The 25,722-nt window shown below is 77.2% G+C and carries 17 protein-coding genes; 13 read left to right on the plus strand and 4 right to left on the minus strand.

Features of this window, described 5'->3' with window-relative positions; all coding sequences use genetic code 11:
- Nucleotides 1-24: 24 nt before the first annotated feature.
- From E4U91_RS11100 to E4U91_RS11120, 5 genes are read left to right on the plus strand one after another with little or no spacing between them, the layout of a single operon-like run.
- Nucleotides 25-1,356, plus strand: a complete 1,332-nt coding sequence (locus tag E4U91_RS11100) for a hypothetical protein (RefSeq protein ID WP_241678554.1) — start codon at nucleotides 25-27, stop codon at nucleotides 1,354-1,356.
- Nucleotides 1,349-1,870, plus strand: coding sequence for a toxin (locus E4U91_RS11105; protein ID WP_241678555.1), 522 nt, complete (start codon nucleotides 1,349-1,351; stop codon nucleotides 1,868-1,870). The genes E4U91_RS11100 and E4U91_RS11105 overlap by 8 nt, the downstream gene beginning before the upstream one ends.
- Nucleotides 1,867-3,063 (plus strand): MAB_1171c family putative transporter, encoded by a 1,197-nt coding sequence (locus E4U91_RS11110; protein ID WP_137306702.1) that lies wholly within the window; start codon nucleotides 1,867-1,869, stop codon nucleotides 3,061-3,063. The genes E4U91_RS11105 and E4U91_RS11110 overlap by 4 nt, the downstream gene beginning before the upstream one ends.
- 13 nt (nucleotides 3,064-3,076) lie before the next feature.
- On the plus strand, nucleotides 3,077-4,252 hold the full coding sequence (locus tag E4U91_RS11115) for an MAB_1171c family putative transporter (protein WP_137306703.1): 1,176 nt from the start codon (nucleotides 3,077-3,079) through the stop codon (nucleotides 4,250-4,252).
- A 23-nt stretch (nucleotides 4,253-4,275) separates the two neighbouring features.
- On the plus strand, nucleotides 4,276-5,691 hold the full coding sequence (locus tag E4U91_RS11120; protein WP_137306704.1) for an NAD(P)/FAD-dependent oxidoreductase: 1,416 nt from the start codon (nucleotides 4,276-4,278) through the stop codon (nucleotides 5,689-5,691).
- A 25-nt stretch (nucleotides 5,692-5,716) separates the two neighbouring features.
- Here E4U91_RS11120 and E4U91_RS11125 read toward each other — a convergent pair whose 3' ends face one another.
- A complete protein-coding gene (locus tag E4U91_RS11125; RefSeq protein ID WP_137306705.1) occupies nucleotides 5,717-6,583 on the minus strand; it encodes an SMP-30/gluconolactonase/LRE family protein in 867 nt (288 codons plus the stop codon).
- On the minus strand, nucleotides 6,580-7,353 hold the full coding sequence (locus E4U91_RS11130; protein ID WP_137306706.1) for an IclR family transcriptional regulator: 774 nt from the start codon (nucleotides 7,351-7,353) through the stop codon (nucleotides 6,580-6,582). Before E4U91_RS11130 ends, E4U91_RS11125 begins: the two co-directional genes overlap by 4 nt.
- A 124-nt stretch (nucleotides 7,354-7,477) precedes the next feature.
- Here E4U91_RS11130 and E4U91_RS11135 point away from each other — a divergent pair, with 124 nt between their 5' ends.
- A complete protein-coding gene (locus E4U91_RS11135; protein WP_137306707.1) occupies nucleotides 7,478-8,101 on the plus strand; it encodes a hypothetical protein in 624 nt (207 codons plus the stop codon).
- A 45-nt stretch (nucleotides 8,102-8,146) separates the two neighbouring features.
- Here E4U91_RS11135 and E4U91_RS11140 read toward each other — a convergent pair whose 3' ends face one another.
- Nucleotides 8,147-9,022 carry an ATP-grasp domain-containing protein gene (locus tag E4U91_RS11140; RefSeq protein WP_137306708.1) on the minus strand — a complete coding sequence of 292 codons (876 nt, stop codon included), beginning with the start codon at nucleotides 9,020-9,022 and terminating at the stop codon, nucleotides 8,147-8,149.
- Nucleotides 9,023-9,214: 192 nt separating this feature from the next.
- On the opposite strand from E4U91_RS11140, the gene E4U91_RS11145 reads away from it, so the two are divergent.
- From E4U91_RS11145 to E4U91_RS11155, 3 genes are all read left to right on the plus strand, one after another.
- Entirely contained in the window at nucleotides 9,215-10,282 is a 1,068-nt protein-coding gene (locus tag E4U91_RS11145; RefSeq protein WP_137306709.1) for a MerR family transcriptional regulator, read from the plus strand.
- A gap of 135 nt (nucleotides 10,283-10,417) precedes the next feature.
- The gene (locus E4U91_RS11150; protein ID WP_137306710.1) at nucleotides 10,418-11,872 is read left to right on the plus strand and encodes an acyl-CoA synthetase; all 1,455 of its coding nucleotides are present in this window, start codon (nucleotides 10,418-10,420) and stop codon (nucleotides 11,870-11,872) included.
- Entirely contained in the window at nucleotides 11,869-13,233 is a 1,365-nt protein-coding gene (locus tag E4U91_RS11155) for a carboxyl transferase domain-containing protein (RefSeq protein WP_137306711.1), read from the plus strand. Before E4U91_RS11150 ends, E4U91_RS11155 begins: the two co-directional genes overlap by 4 nt.
- A 235-nt stretch (nucleotides 13,234-13,468) precedes the next feature.
- Here the strand turns inward: E4U91_RS11155 and E4U91_RS11160 are convergent, their stop codons facing one another.
- A complete protein-coding gene (locus E4U91_RS11160) occupies nucleotides 13,469-17,443 on the minus strand; it encodes a S8 family serine peptidase (protein ID WP_137306712.1) in 3,975 nt (1,324 codons plus the stop codon).
- Between the two features lie 206 nt (nucleotides 17,444-17,649).
- Between E4U91_RS11160 and E4U91_RS11165 the strand changes: the two genes are divergently transcribed.
- From E4U91_RS11165 to E4U91_RS38430, 4 genes are all read left to right on the plus strand, one after another.
- Nucleotides 17,650-18,072, plus strand: a complete 423-nt coding sequence (locus E4U91_RS11165; RefSeq protein ID WP_137306713.1) for a CU044_2847 family protein — start codon at nucleotides 17,650-17,652, stop codon at nucleotides 18,070-18,072.
- A gap of 10 nt (nucleotides 18,073-18,082) precedes the next feature.
- Nucleotides 18,083-19,798: a VMAP-C domain-containing protein gene (locus E4U91_RS11170; protein WP_137310770.1), complete on the plus strand. Its 1,716-nt coding sequence runs from the start codon at nucleotides 18,083-18,085 to the stop codon at nucleotides 19,796-19,798.
- Between the two features lie 94 nt (nucleotides 19,799-19,892).
- Nucleotides 19,893-20,999 carry an AAA family ATPase gene (locus tag E4U91_RS11175; RefSeq protein ID WP_137306714.1) on the plus strand — a complete coding sequence of 369 codons (1,107 nt, stop codon included), beginning with the start codon at nucleotides 19,893-19,895 and terminating at the stop codon, nucleotides 20,997-20,999.
- On the plus strand, nucleotides 20,989-25,584 hold the full coding sequence (locus tag E4U91_RS38430; RefSeq protein WP_174867786.1) for an SAV_2336 N-terminal domain-related protein: 4,596 nt from the start codon (nucleotides 20,989-20,991) through the stop codon (nucleotides 25,582-25,584). Before E4U91_RS11175 ends, E4U91_RS38430 begins: the two co-directional genes overlap by 11 nt.
- The last annotated feature ends 138 nt before the right edge of the window (nucleotides 25,585-25,722 follow it).

A 25,722-nucleotide genomic window follows, 5' to 3' on the forward strand; every position in this document is an offset into this window, starting at 1 on the left:
AGGGCCGGCGGACGGAGGGGCCCGATGATGTACGTCCTCCCGACCGCGGTCCTTCTCGCGGCGCTCGTCATCAAGCTGCCCACGATCGTCCGGCTGTGGCAGGACCCGCTGCTGCGGGCCGTCGGCGGGCTGCTGCTGCTCGCCTGCGCGGTCTTCGTCTTCGTCACCCCGGCCACGATCCGGTGGACCAACCGCGTCACCGGTGTGCCCAACTTCTCGGCCCCGCTGGTGTATTCGCTGCTCACCGCGTTCAGCGGCTCGGGCCTGCTGCTCATCCTCGCCTGGCGGGACGGCCTGGCGGGGCGCTCGGCCGCCACCCGCCGCGCCATGCGCCGGGTGGTGTGCGGCTACGCGGCCGTCGTCGTCGCGCTGTGGGTGCTCTTCGCCCTCGCCGACGCCCCGGTGGAGCGCGTGCGCGACCTCGACACCTACTACGCCACCACGCCGTTCCTGCGCGAGGAGATCCTGCTCTACCTGCTCGCGCACACCGTCGCCGTGCTCGTCACGGGCCGGCTGGTGTGGAACTGGGTCCGCGCCGACGGCCTCGACGCCTGGCTGCGCTGGGGGCTCACCTCGCTCGGCGCCGGGTACGGGCTCAACCTGTGCTTCGACGCCTGCAAGTTCACCGCCGTGGGCGCCCGGCTGGCCGGCCACGACCTGGACCGGCTCAGCACCGGGGTGGCGCCGCCCGTCGCGTGCCTGTCGGCCGTGCTCATCGCCGTCGGCTTCATCCTGCCGCACGCCGGCCAGTACCTGCACGAGCGCTGGCTGCTGCGCCGCGCCCACCGGCGGCTGCGGCCCCTGTACGCCCTGATGAGGTCGGCCGGCGGTGGGCGCGCGCCGCTGCTGCTGCGGGCGTCCGCCGAACTGCGGCTGACCCACCGGGAGACGTACATCCGCGACGCGCTGCTGCCGCTGGCCCGCCGCCTCGACGAGGAGCTGCACGCCCGCGCGTACGACGCAGCCCTCGCGCTCGGCCATCCCCCGGCCCGCGCGCGGGCGTTGGCCGCCGCGGTGGCCGTCCTGGACGCGGTCGCCGCCGGGGACCGCAGGCCCGCACACGGCACCGGCGCGGACCGCGACACCACCGCCCTGCTGCGGGAGATCGGCCCGGTCTCGTGGGCCCTGCGCGACACGGACGCGCTCGCGGCGGTCCGGGCCCGGGCGGCCGGGGGCGAGGGCACGGGACGCCGGGGCGGGCGCGGGACACGGGCCCTGACGGGACTGCGGCGCAAGGGAGTCGGGCGAGCGGCACCCGAACGGACGTTGGGCGGCCGCCCGGTGCCCGAGGGGTCCGCCCGGGAACGGTCGGGGCACGAGCGATCGGGGCGTGAGTACCATGCGAACGGTGCGTAGGAAGAGGGAGATGCGGCGGCTGGCGGACATCCTCGTCGAGCCGTTGCGGGGGCCGGTCCCCGACGATCCCGAGGCCCTGTTCGACGCGCTCGTGGCCTCCGTGAGCCGGTGGCGCGGGCGCCCGGTCGTCGTGCGCCGCGAGGTGTTCCCGCCGCACACCGCCAGTGGCCTGTGGCTGGAGGGCGACAACCACGACGTGGTCGTCGTCGACCGCCGCGCCGCCGCCTGGCACCAGGTCGTCATCTTCTGCCACGAGGTCTGGCACATGCACCGGCGGGAGTCGTCCGCCGCCCCCGCGCCGCAACCCGGCCGGCTGGTGCCCGCCGCCGCGCGCACCGACTTCGACCTCGCCGAGGAACAGGAGGCGGACCGCTTCGGCATGCTGATGGGCCAGCGGCTGCGCGACTGGCTCGACGCACCGCCCGGGCCCGGCCCCGACGGACCCGGCGACGGCGCCGCGGACCTCGCCCGGCGCATCGGCGCGGCCCTCAACTACCGCGGGACACGCAGATGAACGGCCTGATCAACTACCTCAGTTGCGGACTGCTGTGGCTCGGCCTGATCGTGCGCGCCCCCGACCTGGTGCGCCACCGGCACGACCCCTACCTGCGGGCCATTTGCGCCGTCCTGGGCCTGGCCGGCGCGTGCTTCTTCCTCGGCGCCCCGCCGACCGTCGGCGCGGTCAACCACCTCAGCGGCACGCCCAACCTGGCCGCGCCCCTGACGTACGCGTCGATCACCGCGTACAGCGCGGCCTCCCAGGTGCTCATCGTCTACTGGCGCGGCGGCCCCCACGTGCACCGCGTCACCCGGCGCTGGATCGTCACCTACGCGTTCGTGCTGCTGGGCATCGCCGTGACGTTCGGGCTGGGCGACGCGCCCGTGGAGCGGCGCACCGACTTCGACACCTACTACGCGACCACGCCGTTCGTCGCCGAGATGATCGTGCTGTACCTGGTCGGGCACCTCGCGGCGGTCGCCGTCACCACCGTCTCCGCGCTGCGCTGGGCCCGCCAGGTCGACGGCTGGCTGCGCGCGGGCCTGGTCACGCTGGGCGTCGGCACCTTGTGCAACGCCGGGTACAGCGTCTCCAAGCTGGTCGCGGTGGTGGCCCGTTGGTGCGGACGGGACTGGTCGGCGCTCGGCACCACGATCTCGCCGGTGGCCGCGGGGCTGGGCGCGTTCGTCACCGTGACCGGCGTGCTGATCCCGCTCGCCGGACCCCGGGCCGCCGCCTGTCTGCGCGCCCTGCGGACCTACGGCCGCCTGGAGCCCCTGGAGCGCGAACTGGACGAGCTGCTCACCCGGCGCGCGCTGCGGCTGCCCCGGCCGCGCTGGGCGTCGCCGGGCACCCGGCTGGTGTGGCGCCAGACCAGCATCCACAACGCGCTCGGCCACCTCGACGCCCTCTTCGACCGGAGCCTGTACGACCGTACGCACGAGGCCGTGCTGCGCGACACCGGTGACCCGGAGCGGGCCGAGGCGACGGCCTGGGCGGCGGTCGTGGCGGCCGCCGTGCGCGAGGAACGGGAACGGGCCGGCGGACCGGAGCGCCCGGTGTGCGCCCCCGACGTCACCGACCTGCTCCAGGACCGCACGCCCGACCCGGCCCTGCTGGTCCGCGTCGCCGCGGCCCTCACCACCTCGCCGTACGTCACCGCCGCCCGGCTGGCCCCCCGGGGCACGGCGGCGTCGGGCACGGCGTGAGCGGGGGCGCGTGATGAGTCTCGTCGTGTACCTCGCGGCCCTGGTGCTCGCCCTGGCCTGGCTGCTGCTGTTCCGCCGGCCCGGTCCCGGGCGGCGCGACCCGCTGGCCATGTCGACCTGCGCGGCCGTCGCGCTCGGCGCGCTGGTCTTCGCGTGCGCCGCCCCGCCCACGCTGTCCGCCGTCAACCGACTCACCGGCGTCCCCAACTTCGGCGCCCCGCTGACGTACGGCGTGATGTCGGCGTACAGCTGCTCGCTGGTCATCCTGCTCATCAACTGGCGCGGCGGCTCCCGCGAAGTGGTCCGGCGGCGGGTGGGGCGGGCCGTCGCCGCCTACGCGGCGCTGATCGTCGCCATCGTCGTACTGTTCGCGCTCGCCGACGCGGACACCGAGCGGCTGACCGACCTCGACACCTACTACGCGAACACGCCCGGCATGCGCGAGATGATCGTGCTGTACCTGCTCGGGCACAGCGCCGCCACGCTGGTGATGAGCGTGATGTGCCGCCGGTGGGCCCGGGAGGTCACCGGGCTGCTGCGCACCGGGCTGCGGCTGATCATGGCCGGCGTGCTGCTGGACGTGGTGGGCTTCCAGCTCACCAAGTACACGGCGGTGGCCGCCCGGTGGACCGGTCACGACCTCGACGCGCTGTCCACCGTCGTCGCGCCGCCGCTGGCCTCGCTCGCCGCGCTGCTGTGCGCCTCGGGCTACGTCCTGCCCCGGCTGGTGCCCCTGGTCACCGCCCACTGGCACAGCATCGGCGACTACCGCGTGCTGGGCGTCCTGTGGGACGGCGTGCGGTTCGCCTCGACCGCGCCCCGGCAGCCGCGCACCTGGTGGCGGCCGCCCCGGGCGCGGCTGCACTGGCGCGAGGTGTCCATCCACGACGCCCTGCTGGCGCTCGCGCCGTACTTCGACGACGGGGTGCGGGAACGCGCCCTGGCCGCCGCGCTGGAGGAGGGCCGGGACGCCCACGGCGCACGGGTCGCCGCCGAGGCCGCGATGGTCGCCGACGCGGCGCGGCGGGCCGCCGCCGGGGCCGTGCCGGCGGACCCGCCCAGCGGGTACCGGCTGCACGCCACGGAGGTGTCCGGCACCAGCGGCCTCGTCCAACTGGCACGGGAGTTCGCCCGATCGCCCCTCGTCACGGGCACTTGTGAAGGTACGGTGAGGGCCATCCCCCGCTGACACCGCCGACACCGAGGAGTCCCATGCCCCGCAGAGCCGTCGTCATCGGTGCCGGGCTGGCCGGCATGCTGGCCGCCGCCGCGCTGGCCGGAGCTGCGGACGAGGTGGTCGTGCTGGACGCCGACGCGCTGCCCGACGGCCCGGAACACCGCAAGGGGCTCCCCCAGGGCCGGCACGCGCACATCCTCATGGCCGGGGGCCTCGCCGCGATGGAGGAGCTGGTGCCCGGAGCGGGCGTGCGCAAGCGGCTGCTGGCGGCCGGCGCCCATGAACTCTCCCTCGGCCGGGACATGGTGGTGCTCACGCCGGAGGGCTGGTTCCGCCGCTGGCGGCACGAGGGGCCCGCCCTGCTCGCCTGCACCCGCGCGCTGCTCGACTGGACGGTGCGGGACGCGGTGGTGACCCAGGCGCCGGTCCGGGTGGAGGTGCGGCCCGGCACCCGGGTGGCGGGGCTGCTCGGCAGGCCGGGCCGGGTGACGGGGGTGCGCTTCCACGACAGCGGGGACACGAGGGCCGGCGGGGGCGAGGACCGGGAGCTGGCCGCGGACTTCGTGGTGGACGCGAGCGGCCGGGGGTCGCGGGTGACGCACTGGCTGGCCGCCCTCGGGGTGACCGGCGTACGCGAACGCACCGTGGACACCGGGCTGGTGAACGCCACGCGCCTGTACCGGGCGCCGGAGGGGGCCGGGCGGTTCCCGGTGACGGTGGTGCAGGCGGACCCGTACGTCGGGCGGCCCGGGCGCAGCGGGATGATCCTGCCCGTCGAGGACGGGCGGTGGATGGTGAGCCTGGCCGGGACGCGCGGCGCGGAGCCGCCGGGCGACGTGGACGGGTTCCTGCGCTACGCCATGGAGTTGGCCGACCCGCTCGTCGGGCGGTTCATCGCGCGGGCCGAGCCGCTGACGGACGTGTGGATCAGCCGCAGCACCCACAACCACCGGCGGTACCTGGAGAAGGTGCGGGACTGGCCCGAGGGTCTGGTGGTGCTGGGCGACGCGCTGGCGATGTACAACCCGGCGTACGGACAGGGCATGTCGGTGGCGGCGCTCGGGGCGCGGCTGCTGGCGGAGGAGGTACGGCGGGCGGGCGGCGGGCTGGGCTCCGCCGGGCTCGCGGCACGGGTGCAGCGGGGGGTGGTGCCGTGGGTGGACGCGGCGTGGAGTGCGGCGGTGGGGCAGGACGTGTGGTACCCGCAGACCCGCGGGGCGCGGCCCACGCCGGTCGACCGGCTGGTGACGGCGTACTCGCGCCGCCTGACGAAGGGGGCGACCGGCGCCTACGGGGCGGCGGCCGCGCTGTGGGAGGTGACGAGCCTGCTGGCCCCGCCGACGCGGCTGTTCACGCCGGGCACGCTGCTGACCGCCGCCCTGGGGCCCTTGCTGCCGCCGCAGGCCGGGGCGCCGCTGACGGCGGCCGAACGGTCGCTGCTGGCCCCCTGAGCCCAGGGGGCCGGCGGCGGCTCCGTCACCCGGCGAACGCGGTCGGCACCTGACCCTTGCCCGCCCCCGGCACCACCAGCAGCGAGCCCGCCAGGGGGTGCGGGTCGGCCAGGCCCACCCGGGCCGTCGTGACGTACAGGTCCGTCAGGTCCGGGCCGCCGAAGGCGCACGCCGTCACCCGGGGGGTGGGCAGCTCGATCACCTGGTCCAGCTCACCGGCCGGGGTGTAGCGCCGCACCGCGCCCCCGTCCCACAGGGCCACCCAGACGCAGCCCTCGGCGTCCACCGTGAGCCCGTCCGGGAAGCCGGCGCCCTCTTCGATCTCCGCCAGGGGCCGCCGGCCGCTCACCTGGCCGCCGCCCTCGGCGTCGGCGTCGTAGGTGAAGACGTCCACGCGCCGCGTGGGCGAGTCGATGTAGTACATCAGGCGCCCGTCCGGGCTCCAGCCCGTGCCGTTGCTCACCGCCACGTCGTCGAGGACCGTCCGCACGGAGCCGTCCCCGGTGAACCGGGACAGCGAACCCCCGCCCGGCGCCTCGTCGTAGCGCATGGTGCCCGCCCACAGCGAGCCGTCGGGCGCGACCGCCGCGTCGTTGGCCCGGCGCCCCGGGACCGGCTCGTGGTGCAGCCAGCGGAACGTCCCGTCCGGGTCGATCAGGCCCACGCCGTCACGGAGGTTGAGCACCAGGCCGCCGCCCGCCCGCGGCTTGACCGCGCCCACGTGCTGGTCGGTGACCCGCACGCCGCGCCGCCCCGTGGCGGGGTCGAAGGTGTGGACGCGTGAGCCGAGGATGTCCAGCCACAGCAGCAGTCCCGCGGTCGTGTCCCACGTCGGCCCCTCGCCGAGCGTCGCCGAGGCCCGTACGGCGACCTCGTACCGCGGCGGCGTCATGCCACGCTCCGGTAGCCGAGCCGCTCGGACAGCTCGGCGGCGCCCTTGGCCGCGAGCTGCTCCAGCTCGTCGAGGCGGTCGTCGCTCCACCGGATCATCGGCACGGAGATCGACAGCGCGGCGACGACCTGCCCCGTGCGGTCCCGCACCGGCGCGGCGACACAACTGACGTCCGGGTTGGATTCGCGGCTCTCCACGGCGATTCCGCGCTGCCGGATCCCCGCCAGGGTCTCCCGCAGCGCGCCCGGGTCGGTGATGCTGTTGGGAGTCATGGCGACGAGCCCGGCGTCGTCGGGGATCCGCGCGGCGAGCTCCGGCTCGGGGAGGGAGGCCAGCAGCATCTTGCCGACGGAGGTGCAGTGCGCGGGGAGCCGGCGGCCGGCCGCCGACACCATCCGCACGGCGTGCGTGGAGTCGACCTTGGCGATGTAGATGACGTCGGTGCCCTCCAGGATCGCCACGTGGACCGTCTCGTCGCAGGTCTCGGCGACCGAGCGGGCGACCTGCTGGCCCTCGGCGGCGAGGTCGAGCTGCTCGGCGTACCGGCTGCCGAGCTGGTACGGGCGGACCCCGAGCCGGTAGCGTCCCGGCTGGCCGGGCACCTGGACGATGTAGGACCGGGCGGCGAGCGTGGTGACGAGCTCGTGCACGGTGGTGCGTGGCAGCTGGAGCCTGCGCACGATGTCGGGGGCGGAGAGCGTCCCGTCCCCGTCGAGGAACAGCTCCAGGATGTCCAGAGCCCGGGTCACGGCAGGTACGAGGCGTCCCACGGCCGGCCCCCTCCCTTGTGGTCGACGACGACTGCGTTCGAGATTTCAACTGACGATCGGGATGACGAACACAGGCTAGTCATAGAGGGTCGGAGCGGGCAATGGTCGTGAAAGGTGGGCCACGATGGGGGACATGCCGCCCGAGAAGCGCCCCGCCGACCCGTTCACGCCGTTGCACTTCCAGCTGGTGCTGCTGCGCCGCATGGCCGACCACAACCCGGACCTGGTGGAGGACGCCCGCCGTGGGCTGGGCGTGACGCTCGCCGAGATGCGCGAGGCCAACAAGCGGTGGCAGGCGATGCTCCGCTCCCCCCGTCCCCGGCCCGCCGCGTCCCGGTACCGCTCGGTCCTCGGCACCCCCGAGTCGACGCGGGCCCGTCGCGTCGGCGACCTGGACTGCGAGGCGTGGCAGTGGCCCCTCCCCCTCTGGCCCGACCTGCGCTTCGAGGTGCTGGTCGGCGACCGGGGCGCGGTCTGGACCGAGTGGCTGGTCCGCGCGCCCGGCGCACCGGCGCCCGCCCTGCGCACCCTGGACGACCTCACGCCCTGGTCCTGCACGATCGACGAGGCCGCCCGCGCCTTCGCCCCGGCCCGCCCGCTGCAGGGCACCGCCCCGACCCGCTGGGGCCTCGCCTTCACCGCACCGGACGGCGGGGGCGTCCCCCGGGCGGTGACCGCGGAGTTCACCTGGGGCCTGCTCCAGCGCACGGCCACGACCGGCACACCGGAGCGGGCCGCCTCCGCGTGACGTCTGGGCAGGCTCCCTGCGCCTGACGTCTCCCCCGCGTCCGCCTCAGGCGTCGCCCGCGGCCGCCAGGACCGCCTCGACCACCCGTGGCACCGAGCCCGGGTGCAGCCACAGGAACAGGTTCGGCTCGACCAGTTCCAGTTCCATCAGGCGGGGCGTGCCGTCGTCGCCGTCGACCAGGTCCACCCGGGCGTACAGCAGGCCGGAGGGGTCGGGCACGGCGGCCAGGGCCCTTTCCGCCACGGTGAGTTCGGCGGGCGTCGGCTCCCAGGGCTCCAGGTCGGGGTGGGCCACCTTGTCGGCGTCGTAGGGGGTGCCGGGGGCGAGGACGGCGCCCTTGCGGCTGGCGTGCAGCAGGCGGCCGCCGAAGAACTGCAGGGCCCGCTCGCCGCCCGTCTCGATGCCCCGGACGTACGGCTGGAGCATCGCCGTGAAGCCCTCGGCGTGCAGGTGTTCCAGGTGGCGCACGGCCGTGGCGTGGTCGCCGGGCGTGTAGCGGGCGGCGAAGCGGGCGCCCGCGCCGGAGGTCGGCTTGATCACGTAGTCGTGGCCGTCGGGCAGGTCGGCCGGGTCGCCGGGGGCGAGGTAGCGGGTGGGGACGGTGGGGACACCGGCCCCGGCCAGCTCGCCGAGGTAGCGCTTGTCGGTGTTCCACCGCACCACGCCCAGCGGGTTGACCAGCCTGGTCAGCCCGGCGCAGCGCTCCAGCCAGGCCGAGAACTCCGCCGCCCGCCAGCTGTAGTCCCAGGTGGAGCGCAGGACGGCGAGGTCGAAGCCGGCCCAGTCGGCGTCCGGGTCGTCCCAGGCGACGGCCCGCGCGTCGGCACCGGCCGCGGTCAGCGCGTCGGCCAGGACGGGCAGGTCGGTGTCCCTGCTGGGCTGCGGCCCGGGGTCGTAGGTGACGAGCGCGATACGGGGCACGGGGGGGGACCTCCTCGGACGGCTGTGCGACAGCCGCAGGCTAACCGGCCCGCCGGGAACCGGGGCGGCCGCCTTGACCTTCCCCTTCGGTGAAGCCCCAGCATCGACGACGGGCCGGCGACGGGGGGACCCGGGCCGCCGGCGGAACGACCACGCACACGGACTCGCACTCAGGAACGGGGGTGGCCGGGCATGACGACCCTGCTCACGATCGGGGCCTTCGCGAAGGCCACCCGGCTCTCGCCGAAGGCCCTGCGCCTCTACGACGAACTGGACCTGCTGCGGCCCGCCCGGGTCGACCCGGACACCGGCTACCGCTACTACGCGGCCGACCAGCTCGACCGCGCCCGGCTGGTGGCGTGGCTGCGCCGGCTCGGCATGCCGCTGGCCCGGATCCGCGAGGTGTGCGCGCTCGACGCGGCGTCCGCCGCCCGGGAGGTCCGCGCGTACTGGGCGCGGGTCGAGGCCGAGACGGCCGTACGCCGGGACCTGGCCGCCTTCCTCGTCGACCACCTGTCGGCACCACCGTCCACCGAGGAGGACACCGTCATGCTGGAACTGCGTTACGCCGCCCACTCCGACCGGGGCCTGATACGGCCCGCCAACCAGGACAGCGCCTACGCCGGCGCCCGGCTGCTGGCCGTCGCCGACGGCTTCGGGCCCCGGGGCGGCCCCGCGAGCAGCGCCGCCGTGGAGGCGCTGAAGGTCCTGGACACCGAGGAGGTGACCGCCGGGAACGTGCTGGGCCTGCTGGAGGACGCGGTGCGCGGCGCGGACGAGGCCGTGCGGGGCGTGGCCGGGGACGGCGACGAGGCCGGCACCACGCTCACCGCGCTGCTGTGGACGGGCTCCCGGCTGGCCCTGGCGCACATCGGGGACACGCGCGCGTACGTGCGGCGCGCGGAGGGCCTGTTCCGCATCACGAACGACCACACGGTGGTCCGGTCGCTGCTGGACGAGGGGCGCCTGACGCCGGAGGAGGCCGGCGTCCACCCGCAGCGCAGCCTGCTCCTGAAGGCCCTCGGCACCGGCACGCCCGTCCCCGACGTCCGGCTGCACGACGCCGTGGCGGGCGACCGCTTCCTGCTCTGCTCGGACGGGCTGTCGAGCGTGGTCCCGGACGCGGAGGTCGACCGGCTGCTGGTCGCGGCCGACGACCCCGCGACGGCCGTACGGTCGCTGGTCGGGGCGGCCCGGGACGCCGGGGCGCCGGACAACGTCACGTGCGTGGTGGCGGACGTGGTGGACGCGGCGGCGTGAGCCGCGCCGGACGCGGGGGGCCGCGCGCCGGCGGGGCGTGAACGTGACGGGAGTCAAACGGCGCGGCGGTCCGACGGGCCCCGTGGTGGGGTAGGAACGGGGTGTCGTTGGCGTCCGGCGCTAGGAGTGTCCCGCGTGTCCTCTCTCTTCCCCGCCCTGACCGGTGCACCGGGCGACCGGGTCGCCCTGCGGTTCGGCGAGCGGTCCCTGACGTATGCGGAACTCGCGGCGGCGGCCGGCGCCGTGGGCGAACGGATCGGCGGGGCCCGGCGGGTCGCCGTGTGGGCCACGCCGTCGGTGGAGACCGCCGTCGCGGTGGTCGGGGTGCTGCTCGCCGGGGCCGCCGCCGTGCCGCTCAACCCGAAGTCCGGCGAGAAGGAGCTCGGGCACATCGTGTCCGACAGCGCGCCGGGCCTGGTGCTGGCGGCGGCCGGGGAGCGGTTGCCCGGCGCGCTGGCCGGACTCGACCGGATCGACGTCGACCCGGCGGCCCGGGGACCGGTGCCGTCCGCCCCGGGCGGCCCCGGGGCGGACGACGAGGACCCCGCGCTGGTCGTCTACACCTCCGGGACCACCGGGCCGCCCAAGGGGGCCGTGCTGCCGCGCCGGGCCCTCGCCCACACCCTGGACGCCCTGGCCGACGCCTGGCAGTGGACGGGGTCGGACGTGCTGGTGCACGGGCTGCCGCTGTTCCACGTGCACGGGCTGGTGCTCGGCGTGCTGGGCCCGCTGCGGCGCGGCGGCTCCGTGCGGCACCTCGGCCGGTTCTCCCCCGAGGGCGTGGCCCGGGAGCTCGGCGACGGCGCGACCATGCTGTTCGGTGTGCCGACGATGTACCACCGTCTCGCCGAGGCACTGCCCGGCGACCCCGCCCTGGCCGGGGCGCTGGGCCGGGCGCGGCTGCTGGTGTCGGGGTCGGCCGCGCTGCCCGTGCACGACCACGAGCGGATCGCGGCCGCCACCGGGCGGCGCGTCGTCGAGCGGTACGGGATGACCGAGACGCTGATGAACACGGCCGTGCGGGCCGACGGCGAGGTGCGTCCGGGCACCGTCGGGCTGCCGCTGCCGGGCGTGGAGCTGCGCCTCGTGGAGGAGGACGGCTCACCGGTCGCCGCGTACGACGGGGAGAGCGTCGGGGAGATCCAGGTGCGCGGGCCGAACCTGTTCACCGAGTACCTCAACCGGCCCGAGGCGACCGCGGCCGCGTTCACCGCCGACGGCTGGTTCCGCACCGGGGACATGGCGGTGCGCGAACCGGACGGCTCCGTGCGGATCGTCGGGCGCAAGGCCACCGACCTGATCAAGAGCGGCGGCTACAAGATCGGCGCCGGGGAGATCGAGAACGCGCTGCTGGAGCACCCCGGGGTCAGGGAGGCCGCCGTCACCGGGGAGCCGGACGCCGACCTGGGCGAGCGGATCGTCGCCTGGATCGTCCCGGCCGACCCCCAGGACCCGCCCGGCGCCGACGCGCTGGCCGACCACGTCGCCGCCCGCCTGGCCCCGCACAAGCGCCCCCGCACCGTCCGCTACCTCGACGCCCTGCCCCGCAACGACATGGGCAAGATCATGAAGCGGGCCCTGACCGCGTGACCGCCGCCCGCCCCACCGCCCGGGAACTCCTCGCCCTCGTCACCGACGCGTCCACCTTCACCGAACTGCCGTACCCGGCCCGTGAGTCGGCCCCCGACGGGCCACTCGGCTGGCCCGGCTACGGAGCGGCGCGGGCCCGTGCCGCGGAGCGCACCGGCGAGTCCGAGTCGGTCGTCTGCGGAACCGGGGAGATCGAGGGCACCCGGGCCGTGCTGATCGCCTTCGAGTTCGGCTTCCTCGGCGGCTCGCTCGGCCAGCGCACCGGCGACCGGCTGGAGTCGGCCCACCGGTACGCCCGCGCCCACCGCCTCCCCGTCGTCCCGCTGGTCGCCACCGGCGGCAGCCGGATGCAGGAGGGCATGCTCGCGCTGACCCAACTCCAGCGGGTGGCCCGCGAGTCGGCGCTCACCCGGGAGGCCGGGCTGGCGCAGGTCGCGGTGGTGCGGGACCCGACGACCGGCGGCGGCTGGGCCACGCTGGGCGCGGGCGCCGACGTGGTGCTCGCCCTGCCGGGCGCCCAGGTGGGCTTCGCGGGCTCGCGGGTGCGGCCGCCGGACGCAGACCCGGCCGCGTACACCGCCGAGGCGCAGGTCGCGGCGGGCTCGGCCGACGCGGTCGTACCGCCCGGGGAGCTGCGTCGCACGCTCGGCCTGTGGCTGCGGCTGCTGACCGGCCGGTCCGGGACCCCGGCGCCGGTGCCCGCGCCGCTGGGCGCGACAGACCCGCCGGCCACCGGCTGGGAGGCCGTGCTGCGCGCCCGTGACCCACGGCGCCCGCGCGCCGGACGCTACCTGGACGCCTACTTCACCCGGCGGGCCGCCATCGTCGGCGACCGCTGCGGCGGCACCGACCCCGAGGGCATGCTGTGCGGCTTCGGCGTCACCGCGCGCGACGGGCGGACCGTCGCCTACGCCGCCCAGACCGGCGCGGCGACCCGCCCGGCCGGCTACCGCACCGCGACCCGGCTGATCCGCCTCGCCGACCGGCTGGGCATCCCGGTGCTGACCCTGGTGGACACCCCGGGCGCCGCGAACGACGCCGAGGCGGAACGGCAGGGCGTGGGCGCGGCAATCGCGGAGCTGTTCGGCGCGGTGGCAGGCACCCGGATCCCGGTCACCACACTGCTCGTCGGCGAGGGCGGCTCCGGCGGCGCCCTCGCCCTGGCCGCGCCGGGCCGCACCTGGGCCGCCCCGGACAGCTACTTCTCCGTCATCGCGCCGGAGTCGGCCGCCGCGATCCTGAAGCGACCCGCCGACCAGGTCCCGGCGACGGCGGACCACCTGCGCCTGCGCCCGCAGGACCTGGTGGAGCTGGGCGTGGTCCGCGCGGGGGCGGACGAGGCGGACGCGCAGCGGCCGTAGGGCCTGACGTCCGCAGGACCCGGGGTCCGGGAGGCCGGGAGGCCGGGAGCCCGGGAGCCCGGGAGCCCGGGAGGCCGGGAGGCCGGGAGGCCGGAAGTCCCGGAGTCCGGGAGGCCGGGAGCCCCGGAGTCCGGGAGGCCCCGGTGTCGCGGCGTCCCGGGTGTCGCCGCGTCCCGGGGTCGCCGTGGCCCGGAGCCGTGACGGCCGTGACCGGCGGTCCCGCCGGCTCACCGGCTCACCGCACGCCGACCGCCCGCACCAGCGTCTGGGTCACCGACCCGCCCCGGTCGTCGCGGGCCGACGCCCGCAGGGACACGGACGCCGCGTCGCGCGGTACGGCGAGTGTCCCGTGCCAGGTGGCCGCGCCACCGGTCAGCGGGACCGGCCGCCAGGTCGCCCCGTCGTCGTAGGACACCGCGAGGGTGCCGCCGCCGAGGGTGCCGGTGCCGGCCGCGCCCACGACGTACCGCGCGCCGAGGCCGACCGGGACGCGGGTGCCGCCCCGGACGTCCCCCGCCAGGTCGGTGTCCACGGCGAAGGAGAGGTTGATCAGCGGCAGGTATGTCCAGTGGTCCCCGGGCGTGGCGGCGGACCGCACGGTCCACTCGGCGTGGCCCTCGCTCGCCCGGGACCAGCGGCCGGCGTCGAGCGCGGTGTCCGTGACGACGGTGTAGGTGCGGGCGTCGGCGGGCGCGTCCTGGACGTGGGCGGCGCTGCCCCGGCGCCGGTCGACCAGGGCGCCGTCCAGGTAGGCCGAGGTGGTCTGCTCCATGCCGCTCTCCTCGCTCCACACGTCGCCGGACCCGGTGTGGTCGGGGCCGGAGTCGCCCCAGCCGGGCACATTGAACTGGAGGGAGTTCCCCGAGCGCTGCTGGCCCCAGCCCAGCCCGGTGCCCAGCCACGGGTGCCACACCGGGCGGAACCAGTTGAGCGCCGGGTGACTGCCGCCCCGGTAGGCGACCGGTCCGGACCGCTCCTCCAGCGCGCCGTCCGCCGCGGTGACCGACTCCTGCCAGAGCTGGCCGGGTCCGGTGGAGACGTGGTCGGTGCGCACGGCCGGGAGGCCGACCCGCTCCAGGAAGCCGACGCCGAGCGGGAAGGCGTCGGTCAGGGAGTAGCGGAACTCGCCGCCGCTCCTCGGGCCGGGGGCGTGGAACCGGACGTCCACGGTGGCGAGTTCGCGGGCGGTGGGCGCGTAGGTGAGGTCGCGGTCCGGGACGGCGCCGGGGTGGCCCTGCGCCAGGTCGTACACCCAGGGCGTGTCGGGGGTGCCGGTCAGGTCGGCCGTGTGCCGGGCGCGCAGCCGGGCCGCGTCGGCCGTGTCGAGCGTGGCGACCGGGAACGGCCGGTCGCCCCCGTCGTCCGTGCCCCACCAGGCGGACAGCCGGCCCGGCACGTCGTCGGTGACGAACAGCGCGGCCACGCCCGCCTCCTGGGCCGCCTGCGCGAGGGCGACGGGGTCGGCGCCGTCGGCGAGGCGCACGAGCACCGCCTTGCCCCGGGTACCGGCGAGCGCCCCCGGGCCCGGGCCGGGCCACTCCCCCGCGTCGGTCAGCGGGAGGGTGCGGTGCCCGGCCGGCCGCGCCCCGCCGGGCTGGACGACCGCCTCCCGGACGCCGGTGACCCGCAGCGCGGGCGCGCCCAGCCGCCAGACCGTGCGGTACTCGAAACGGCCCCGGGCGACCTGGCCGGTGGGCGCGGCGAAGACGCTGTCGTACGTCACCGGCACCTGGACGGCGCCGAACAGGTCGGTGCCGTTCGCGCTGCGGTCGTACTCCATGAGCAGCTGGCGGGTCTCGGTGCGCCGGCCGACGTCGGCCCGGACCTCGCGCAACCGGCGTCCGTCCAGGGTCACTTCGCGGTCCTGGTCGAGGACGACCTCGGGCGCGGCGAGGAAGCCGAGGCCGAGGGAGTCGGCGCCGTGGCTGCCGCGCACGTCGAGGAACGAGGTCAGGCCGTACGTGCCCGGCGGCAGCCGCAGCGTGAGGGTGCCGGTGTCGCCGACGTGCTCGGGGGTGGCGTCCGCGCCCGGGGCGAGGTCGTGTCGGCGAAGTCGCGTCGTCCGCCCGAAGGGCGGGCCCTGCGGCGTCCGGTGCGTGCTCTCGTCGTGCCGGGCGGACGCCCGCGTACTGGCCGTACTCGGGTGTTCGCCCGGTGCGGCGGTGGGGGCACCTCCCGCGCGAGCGAAGTCGAGCGTGGGGGAGCGTGCCGGGCGTCGCGGGGCAGGCGCGACTTCGCGGACACGACCTAGGAGCTGGACGGCGAGGTCGGCGGCCGTGGGGGCGCCGTCGCGGTCCTTGACGTGCACGGTGAGCGTGTACCGCTCGTCCTCCTTGACCAGGCCGAAGGCGGTGTGGGCGAGGGGGGTGCCCGCCGCGTCCACGGCCTCGACGCGCCCGCTGGTGAGGCCGGCCGGGGCGCGGGTGGCGTCGCCGGTGACGGTGGTGGACGCGGTGCCGTGGGCGGGCACGGTGAGCGTGGCGTCGGCGAGCGTGACGACGCCCTCGGGGGCGCCGGTGACCGAGAGCCGCACCACGGTGTCGGTGCCGGAGGAGTTGGCGTAGGTGAGGGTCCGGGTGACCGGCCGGTCGGTGGCGGGGGGCCAGCGGTGGAAGCCGAGGTCGGCGCTGCCGGTGGCGGTGACGCGGGCGCCGATCGCGTCCGGCACGCTCACCCGGCCGGCGCCCACCGTGTAGGCCGGGGCGTCCAGCGGCGCGGACGTCGACATCAGGGCGTCCTTCAGGCGGGCGCCGCTCCAGTCGGGGTGCTGCTCGGCGAGGAGGGCTGCCACGCCCGCGACGTGCGGGGCCGCCATCGACGTACCGCTCAGGGTGGTGTAGGGGCCGCTGCCGTCGGTGAGCCGGGAGCGGGCGGCGAGGATGTCGACGCCCGGGGCGGACAGGTCCGGCTTGAGGGCGTTGTCGCCGTGGCGGGGGCCCGCGCTGGTGAAGGGGGCGGGCCGGTCGGCGGAGTCGACGGCGCCGACCGTCAGGGCCGCGTCGGCGGCGCCGGGAGAGCCGATGGAGGACGGTGTGCCGGTGTTGCCCGCGGCGACGACGAACAGCGCGCCGGTCTCGGCGGACAGCGTGTCCACCGCGCGGGCCATCGGGTCGGTGCCGTCGCTGGGTTCGGTGGTGCCGAGGCTCAGGGAGACCACGTCGGCGCGCACCTCGCGGGCCGCCCACTCCATGCCCGCGATGATCTGCGACTCGCTGCCGGAGCCCTGGTCGCCGAGCACCTTGCCGACCGCGAGGGCCGCGCCGGGCGCGACGCCCTTCTCCCGGCCGTCGGAGGCGGCCCCGCTGCCGCCGACCGTCGAGGTGACGTGCGTGCCGTGGCCGTTGCGGTCGGCGACCTCCTCGCCCTCGACGAAGCTCCGGCTGACCCCCACCCGGTCCGCCAGGTCGGGGTGGCCCGGGTCCACGCCGGTGTCGAGGACGGCGACGGTGACGCCCTTGCCGGTCAGCCCCGCCGCCCAGGCCGCGGGCGTCCCGATCCGGGCGTTGCTTTCGGCCATGTCGGCGGTGACCCGCCCGTCCAGCCAGACCGCGTCGATGCCGCTGCCGTGCCGGGTGAACTCGTCCCAGAAGTCCCGCCCCTTGGCCGCATCGACGGCGATCCCGCGGATGCTGGGCAGGGTCCGGGTGCGCTCGGCCGACCGCGGGGTGACGGCCCGCGCGCCCGGGGCGTGGGTGAGGATCAGCGGCAACTCGCCGGTGGCGGAGTCGCCGAGTCCCTGGCGCAGCAGCGCGCTGACGTCGAACAGCCGCCGGTCGAGCGTCCCGGCCCGCAGGTACGGCCGGGCCTCGTCCGGTACGACGGTGATCTCGCCGTCGTCCGACTGGGTGCGCACGGCGCCGGCGGCACCCCGGGGGCGCTGCACGGTGACCGTCCGGTGTCCGCCCGCGAGGCCGGTGACGGTGACCCGGTCCCCGGTGACCAGGGTGACGGTGCGGGCGGCACCGGCGGCCGGCGGGGAGGGCGCGTCCGCGGTCCGGGCGGGGTCGACCGCCTGCGGGGAAGGCGCGTCCGCGGCCCGGGCAGGATCGACCGCCCGCGGGGAAGGCGCGTCCGCGGTCCGGGCGGGACGGATGGCCTGCGGGGAGGGCGCGTCCGCGGCCCTGGCGGGGCCGGCCGCCGGGAGCACCCCGGCCACGAGTCCGGCCGACAGGAAGGTGACCGCCGCGCGCCTGACGGGTCGTCCGGTCATCCACGCCTCTTCCGCCGCCGTGAGTCGTGCGTGCCCGACGAGTGTCACGGGACCTGTGCGGCACGGCAGTCGGCGGGACGCGGCGAGAAGGCGACGTGGCGGGTTCCCGCCACTGCGCGGGCGGTGGCGGACGGGACGGGAGGACAACCACGAGCACCGTCCGTAACAATGAGGGCGCACAGAGCCGCAGTACCGACGGGGGCACGATGGCAGCACTGGTGGAGTTCACGACCGCGGACGGCGTCGCGGTCGCCGTGGAGGCGGCCGAGCCGCCCCGGCCCGGGTCCCGGCTGGTCGCCCGGGACAACGGCGTCGTCCAGGCGTCCCGCACCTTCGAGGGCGCGCTGGAAGGGGTCCGCGCCGCCGCCGAGTCGGCCCTGCGGGTCTTCCGCGACGGCTCGCTGCGGCCGGACGGCGTGGAGATCGAGTTCGGGGTGAAGCTGTCGGCGGAGACGGGCGCGATCATCGCCAAGGGCACGGCGGAGGGCCACCTGGTGGTGAAGCTGAGCTGGACCCCCGCCGCGCCGGGACCGGGGTCGGCCCCGGGACCGGCACCGTCAGGCGCGGCGGTCGTCCCCGCGCCCGCGGGTGCGCCCGGGGACGGGAACGGGCACGGGGACCGCGTCTGACGTGCGGCCGCTGAAGAGTGCCGCGTGGCAGGCCCGTATCGAACGCGTCGGCGGCGGTGTGGCCGGGGCGGGTTTCCTCGTCGCCCCGCGCACCGTGCTGACCTGCGCGCACGTCGTGCACGACCTCCCCGCCGACGAACTCGCCGTGTCCTTCGCCGCGTTCCCCGGCCGTCCCGCCGTGCCGGCCCGGCGCGTCGCCGACGGCGGCTGGGACGTGCTCGCCGCCACCGACCTCGGCGACCTCGCGGTCCTGGAGCTGGCCGAGGACGCGCCGAGCGCCCCGGCCGCCCTGGCCCCCGCCGACACGGCGTACGGCACGCCGCCGCGCAAGCTCGTCGTGTACGGCTTCCCGGACGGCTTCGACGAGGGCACGCTCGCCGAGTACCGCGTCACCGCACCCCAGTTGATCAGTGGCGAGTGGCTCCAGCTGGAGGCCTGGCAGCTCGGCGGGCAGCCGCTCGCCCCCGGGTTCAGCGGCGCCGCCGTCACCCTCGTCGACACCGGCGAGGTGGTCGGCATGGTCACCGCGGACGCGGGCGCCCAGGGCGTGCGCACCGGGCGGATGATGCCGACCGAGGTGATGGCCCGGCACTGGCCCGCGCTGGAGGGGCTGGTCCCCACCTCCGACCACCACGGCGTCGACCGGGCGCGGTTGCGCGGGCTGGTCGAGCGGGCGGAGCGCACCGGCCTGGACTGCGACCCCGTACGGCTGTACCGGGCCGCCGCCGGGGAACTGGCGCCCGAACCGCCCGAGGAGGGCTTCGACTCGCTGTGGTCGGCGGCGCTGTTCGTGCTGTGCGAACTCGACGGGCCGGACGCGGCGGCGACCGTCGCCCGGTTCGCGGACCTGCTGGCCGACCTGGTGCGGGAGCAGTCCACCGCGCCCGTGGAGCGGCCCGGGACGCCCGAGTGGTCGCCCATCCTGGTCGACCTCCGGCACAGCGGCGCGGGCGACGACCTGGTGCGCGTGGAGGTGTCGGCGTACAGCGGCGGGCGCCGGCACCCGGTGGACTCGGGGACGGTGCCGCGCTCCCGGCTGCCCGGCTACGTGCAGGACCGCATCGACGCCGCGTTCCAGTACCTGACCCCGGGCTGCGACGAGCTGATCGCGTTCGCGCTGCCGCGCGACTGGCTGGACCTGCCCGTGGACCGCTGGCACCTCGGCCCCGAGGACGAGACCCCGCTCGGCTGCCGGCACCCGCTGGTCGTCACCGACCAGGCGCGCCGCAAGGCCGGCACCCGGCACGTCCTCACCCGCGCCTGGAACCGGCTCGACACCCTGTCCGGCGCCCGGATGCACCGGGTGGAGTGCACCGAGCAGGAGGCGGCCGCCCGGCTGCGGCTGAAGCTGCTCCGGGCCGACAGCTGCCTGGTGGGCTTCGCGGCGGCACCCTCGGCCGCCCGCGCCCACTTCACCACCTCGCTCACCGCGCCCGCGCCGCTGGTGGCCTGGTCGCGCCGGGGCTGTCCGGGCGGCGATCCGGGCCCGCAGCCCTGCACGGGCGGCGACGGCTGCACCGGCAAGACGTTCCTGGACGAGCTGGACGCCTGCCTGGCCGACCGGCCGCCCGCCGAACTCCCGCGCCGCGTCTGGGAACTGCGTCTGGAGGCCGACGCCGAGGACGACCACTGGGCGCGCGACCTCCAGTTGCTGTGGGACGACCCCCGCGTCTTCCCCGACCCGCACGCCACCGAACCGGCCCACGCCCGCTCACCCGTAACCTGAACGGCCGTACGCCCCAGCCGACTTGACCCCCGCACCCGCACGCGTGCCCGCACGCGCCCACCCGCACCCGATCGTCGGAGACCGAGAACCGCCCATGCCGCACTGGTCCGTCTACACCGGCAACAGCGAGCCGCACGACGGCATCGACCGTCTGCCCGCCCCGCCGCCCTGGCGGGCCTTCGACGGCACGCCCGTCCTGCCCCCGCCCCGGGACGCCGACGACGAGGCGGCCGTGTCCCCCGACCGCGTGCACCGCGCCCGCACCTACGTCGCCACCCCGGAGGCCGTCCAGCTGGTCAACGCCGCCCTGGTGCTGCGCCGCCCGCTGCTGGTCACCGGCCCGCCCGGCACCGGCAAGTCCTCGCTGGCCTACGCCGTCGCCCGCGAGCTGCGGCTCGGCCCGGTGCTGCGCTGGAACATCACCAGCCGCAGCACCCTCGCCGACGGCCTCTACCAGTACGACCCGCTGTCCCGCCTGTACGCGGCCCGCCAGGCGTCCTTGGCCGGCGACGCGACAGGCGCGACCGGGGTGGAGGACCACCTGCGCCTCGGCCCGCTGGGCACCGCGCTGCTGCCGTACGCGCGCCCCCGGGTGCTGCTCGTCGACGAGATCGACAAGAGCGACCTCGACCTGCCCAACGACCTGCTGAACGTGCTGGAGGAGGGGCAGTACGAGATCCCGGAACTGATGCGGGCCACGCGCCGGACGACCGGCGAGACCCGCGCAGAGACCCGTGGAGAGACCGGCGCGGAGACCCGCGGAGGGGCCGACGCGGAGAGCGGCGGAGGGGCCGGTGAGGAGGCCGTCGAGGTCCTCGCCGACGGCACCGGCGCCCCGGTCCCGGTCCGCCGCGGCCGGGTGCGCTGCCGGGCGTTCCCGTTCGTCGTGCTGACCAGCAACGGCGAGCGCGAGTTCCCGCCCGCCTTCCTGCGCCGCTGCGTGCGGCTCGCGCTGCGCCGCCCGGACGGCGAGCGGCTCGCCGAGATCGTGCGCGCCCACCTCGGCACGGCCACCGGCGGGGCGGGCCGGCTGATCGACCGGTTCGTGGAGCGCGCCAAGGACGGCGAACTGGCCACCGACCAGCTGCTGAACGCCGTCTACCTGACCGGCGTCGCGGGCCTGGACGCCGACTCGCGCGACGCGCTGGCGGAACAGCTCATGCCCTACCTGAGCGCCCCGGCGGACGGCGATGGCCTCTGAGGCGTCCGACGGCCCGGCCGCCGTGTCCCGGCTGGCGGCGCTGCTGACCGCCGCCGCGGGCACGGCACCGACCCCGCGCGAGATCGCGGAAGTGCTGTGGCTGGCCGGTCAGTCGGAGACCGCGCAGGAGGCGGGCCCGACGCCCCCCGACCCACCGCGGCAGGCGGCCGGGCCGGTCCCGCACGCCCCCGACGGGCAGACCCCCGGCCTCCCTTCCCCGGCCGTGCGGCAGGCCCCGCCCGACCCCCGGGTCCCCCTGCACCTCCCGGCCCCGGACGCCCAGCCGGACGCCCCCGTGGCCCCCGGGCCGGACCCCGGCACCCGTCCCCCGGCCGGCGGGCCGTCCCTGCTCGCTCCCGCCCCGCCGATGCTGCACCGCCCGCTGGCCCTCCAGCGCGCGCTGCGCCCGCTGAAGCGGCGGGTGCCCGAGCCCCGGACCCGGGTGCTGGACGAGCGGGCCACCGCGGACCGCATCGCCCGGCTCGGCGCCCACCCGGACGTGTGGCTGCCGGTGCTGCGCCCGGCGCACGACCGCTGGCTGCGGCTGAACCTGGTGCACGACACCGGCCCGACCATGCCGCTCTGGCGGCCGCTGGTGCGCGAACTGCACACCGTGCTCGCCCAGTCGGGCGTCTTCCGCACGGTCACCCTGCACCCGGTCGGCCCCGACGGGCGCGCCCGGCACGTCCCGGTCCCGGCGGACGGCCGTACCGTCACGCTGGTGCTCAGCGACTGCATGGGCCCGCAGTGGCGGCCCGGCGCGGCGGGCACCCGCTGGTACGCGACCCTGCGGCACTGGGCGGCCCACGTGCCGCTGGCCGTCGTCCAGCCGCTGCCGGAACACCTGTGGCACACCACCGCGCTGCCCGCCGAACCGGGCCTGCTGTCGGCGCGGGCCGCGGCGGCCCCGACGGCCACCCTGACGTTCACCCCGTACGACCCCGATCCCGACCCCGACCCAGGCGCCGAGGACGACCCCGGCTCCGCGGCCCGCCCGCCCGGGTCCCTGCCGCTGCAGGTGCTGGAGCCGGGCGCGCCCTGGCTGGCCAACTGGGCGTCGCTGCTGGCCGGTCCGGGCGGTACCCGGCTGCCGGGCGCGGCCGCCCGGCTCGCCCCCGCCCCGCCGGAGCCCGCCGCACCGGCCGGCGGAGTCGGCCCGTCCTCCCCGCAGGACCTGGTGCTGCGCTTCCGCGCGACGGCCTCGCCGGAGGCGTTCCGGCTGGCGGGCCACCTGGCGCTAGCCGTGCCGTCGGTGCCGGTGATGCGGCTCGTGCAGCGGACCGTGGAGCGCGACCCGCGTCCGCAGCACCTGGCCGAGGTCGTCCTCAGCGGCATGCTCACGGCCACGCCCGGCAGCCCCGGCCACTACGCCTTCCGCCCCGGTGTGCGCGACGTGCTGCTGCGCACGCTGCCCCGCACGGTCCGCGCCCGCACCCGCGCCTTCCTCGCACAGGTGGGCGGCCTCATCGACGAGCGCGCGGGCCTCGCGGCGGGCGAGTTCCGCACCCGCACGTCCACCACGGACACCCCGGCCCCCGCCGACACCCCCGACGCCCCGCCGGGCGAGCCGTTCGCGACCGTGACCGAGGAGACGGTACGGCGCCTGGGCGGGACGGACGGGGCGGGGAGCGAAACCGGCACCGAAGCAGAAGCCGGGACGGACCGCCACGAGACCGGGACGGGCCACGAGACCGGCACCGGAGCCGAGACGGGCACCGCCCCCCTCGACGACCCCGCGACCATCGCTCCCCAGCCGACCGGCCACACCTCCAACAGTCCCGGAGCCGCCGACGCCTCCGACTCCCCCGACGCCCCCACCACCCTCATCGCCGGCCGCTACCGCCTCCAGGGTCCCCGCGGGCACGGGCGGCGCGTGCGGGAGGCCGTGGACACGCGGACGGGCGAGCGGGTGGTCGTCCACCTCTACCCGCCGCAGCCCACCGGGGCGGAGCGGTTCCTGCGCGAGGCGCGGATCCTCGCCGGCATCGACAGCCCGCACCTGATCCGGGTCCTGGACCACGGCCTGCACGACCCGCACCCCGGGTCGCCGGGCCCGGCCACCCCCTACCTGGTGGCCCGGTTCGAGCACGGCGTGACCGTCGCGGAGCTGGTCGCGGGCAGCGGCCCCGGGGTGTCCCTGCCGGTGTTCGCCCGGCTGGTGTGCGACGGCACGGCCGGGCTCGCGGCGCTGCACGCGCACGGCCTGGTGCGCGGGCAGCCCGGCTGGGACGGGCTGCTGCTGCGGCCCGACGGCACGCTGCTGCTGAGCCGGTACGCGCTGGGCGAGCAGTCCGAGAGCCGGGACGCCCACGGTGACCGGGAGGCGTTCGAGCGGTGGCTCGGGGAGCTGGCGGCCCTGGTGCCGGACGTGCCGCCCGGCCTGCGTCCGCTGCTGGACGAGATCGGCGGCGGCCGCGTGCCGCCCGCCGCCCGGGACCGGCTGGCCGCCGTACGGGACTCCGCCGGCCTGCGCGTGCGACTGTTCGGCCGGCCCCGGCTCGACCGCGGCGACCGTCCCCTGGAGCTGCCCGGCCCCGAGGCGCAGGCCCTGCTGTGCATGCTGGTCCTCGCCCATGGCGACCGCCTGACGGTCGCTCAGCTGGCGGAAGGCCTCTGGGACGGGCCGGCCCCGGACGGCTCCGACAGCCCCGACAGCCCCGAGCGGCGCGTCGACGCGTCGGCCCGGGAGCTGGCCCGGGTCCTCGGGCCGGGCACGGTGGCCGCCACCCGCGACGGGTACGCCCTGCACCTGGCGGGCGCGTCGGTCGACGTGTTCGCGGCCGAGGCGGAACTCGACCAGGCCGCGCACGGCCACAGCGCGCGGCCGGCGCACCCGCTGTCCGAGGAGGAGGTGGCCGGCTTCTTCGCGGAGGAGCCCCTGCGCGGCGTCCCCGGCCCCGCGGCCGCGGCCGCGCGGGCCCGGCTGCGGGGGGTGCTCCGGCAGCTGGACGTCCTGCACGGCGCCCGCACCCTGCACTTCACGGCCGGCGCCGGCCTCACCGGCCGGCCCGAGACCCGCATCACCCTGGAGTACGCCGTCCACCAGGTCCTCGCCCGGGGCGGTCTCGGCCCCGGGCAGTACGCGGTGGACGTCCGGGCCGACGGCTACACCGTCCGCGCGGATCCCGGGACCGCGCTGCTGCCCGTGCTGATGGCGGTGCTGCGCTGGCTCCCGGACCACTGGGCCACGCTGCGCCAGGCACCGCCCCTGCGGGTGGCGTTCGGGCGGCCCCGGCCCGCCGTGGACGGCGCCGGGCCCGTCGTGGTCGTCGTACCGCCCGCCCTCTACGACGAGTTCACCGCCAGCTCCGCCGCCGCGGGCCCGCACCGCTTCCACCCGCTGTACGAGGGGCCCTCACCGGCCGCCTGGTACTGGCCGGGCGCCGAGCGGCGCGACCTGGTGAGCGGGCCGCACGTCACCCCGGACCTCGGCCGGCTGGGCGTCCCCGCGCCGGGACGCGCCGCCGTCGTCCACACCCGTCCCGACGGCCCGCCGGCCCTGCTGGACCCGGCCGCCCCCTACGGCGGTGGCCCGCCGCTGCCGGTGACGTACTACGAGGTCGACCTGACCCCGCAGCGGGCCGCGCGCCGGCTGACCCTGCCCAGTTCCGGCAAGGGCGGCTTCACGGCCGCCGTGGAGCTGTCCTGGCGGGTCGCCGACCCGGTGGCGTTCGTCCGCGGCGACACGGCGGACGTGGCGGAGCGGCTGTTCGCGCACCTCGCGGAGCGGGCACCGGGGATCACCCGCCGGCATGCGCCGCGCCGGGCGGTCGGTGCCCAGCGCGCGCTCGTCGCCGAGCTGGGCGACTGGCCCGTGCCGGGGCTGGCGGTGAACTGCGCGGTGACCCTGGCCCCGGAGTACGCCCCGCCGCCCGAGGTGCCGGGGCCGGCCCCCGCGCCGCGCACGCCCGGTGACCTCTTCGCCGGGGTCCGGACGGTGCTGTTCGGCTTCGACGGGCCGCTGGTGCGGCTGTTCACCGCGCCCCGGGCCCGGGAGGCGGCGCTGGAGCTGCTCGCGCTGGCCGTGGAACACCGCGATCCGGAAGACGCGCTGACGGGCCGTCCCCTGGCGGTCACCGCGGCGCGGGAGTCGCTGGTGCACCCGCTGGACGTGCTGCGGGTGTTCGCCCGGGACCCGGTGGGCCCGCTGCTGCGCCGCCGGCTGGACGAGCTGGAGCTGCGCGCGGTCACCGACGCGCCCACCACGCACCGCTCCGTCGTGCTGGTCCGCACCCTGTACGCGGCCGGCCTGCGGGTGGGCGTCGTCACGGACGTCTGCGCGGCCGCCGTCGCCGCCCACCAGGAACGCCACCGGCTGCCGCTCACCGGGTGGCACGGCCGGGGCGAGGACCTGACCCGGCTGATGCCGCACCCCGACGCCCTGGCGCGCGCCCTCACCGGCCAGGACGCGCCGGCCCTGCTGGTGGGCTCGACGCCGGCCGAACTGGGCGCCGCCCAGCGGCTCGGGATCCGCTTCGTGGGACTGGCCCGCAACCAGACGGTCGAGCAGTCGCTGCGCGCGGCCGGCTGCGCGCACACGGTGCCGTCCCTGACGCCGTTGCTGGAGGCGGCCCAGGCCCTCTGACGGGCCGTCGGAAGGGGCGGGCGGCACAACCGCCCGTTCAGCGGTGCCCCGCCCAGCCCATCTGAAGGGGCGGCCCGGGCCCGGTCCCCCGACGATGCGAAGGAGGCCGCCCGCCCGGCGGCCCACGCCACCGCGCCT

Source organism: Streptomyces lasalocidi (genome assembly GCF_005280215.1).
Lineage (GTDB): Bacteria > Actinomycetota > Actinomycetes > Streptomycetales > Streptomycetaceae > Streptomyces > Streptomyces longwoodensis.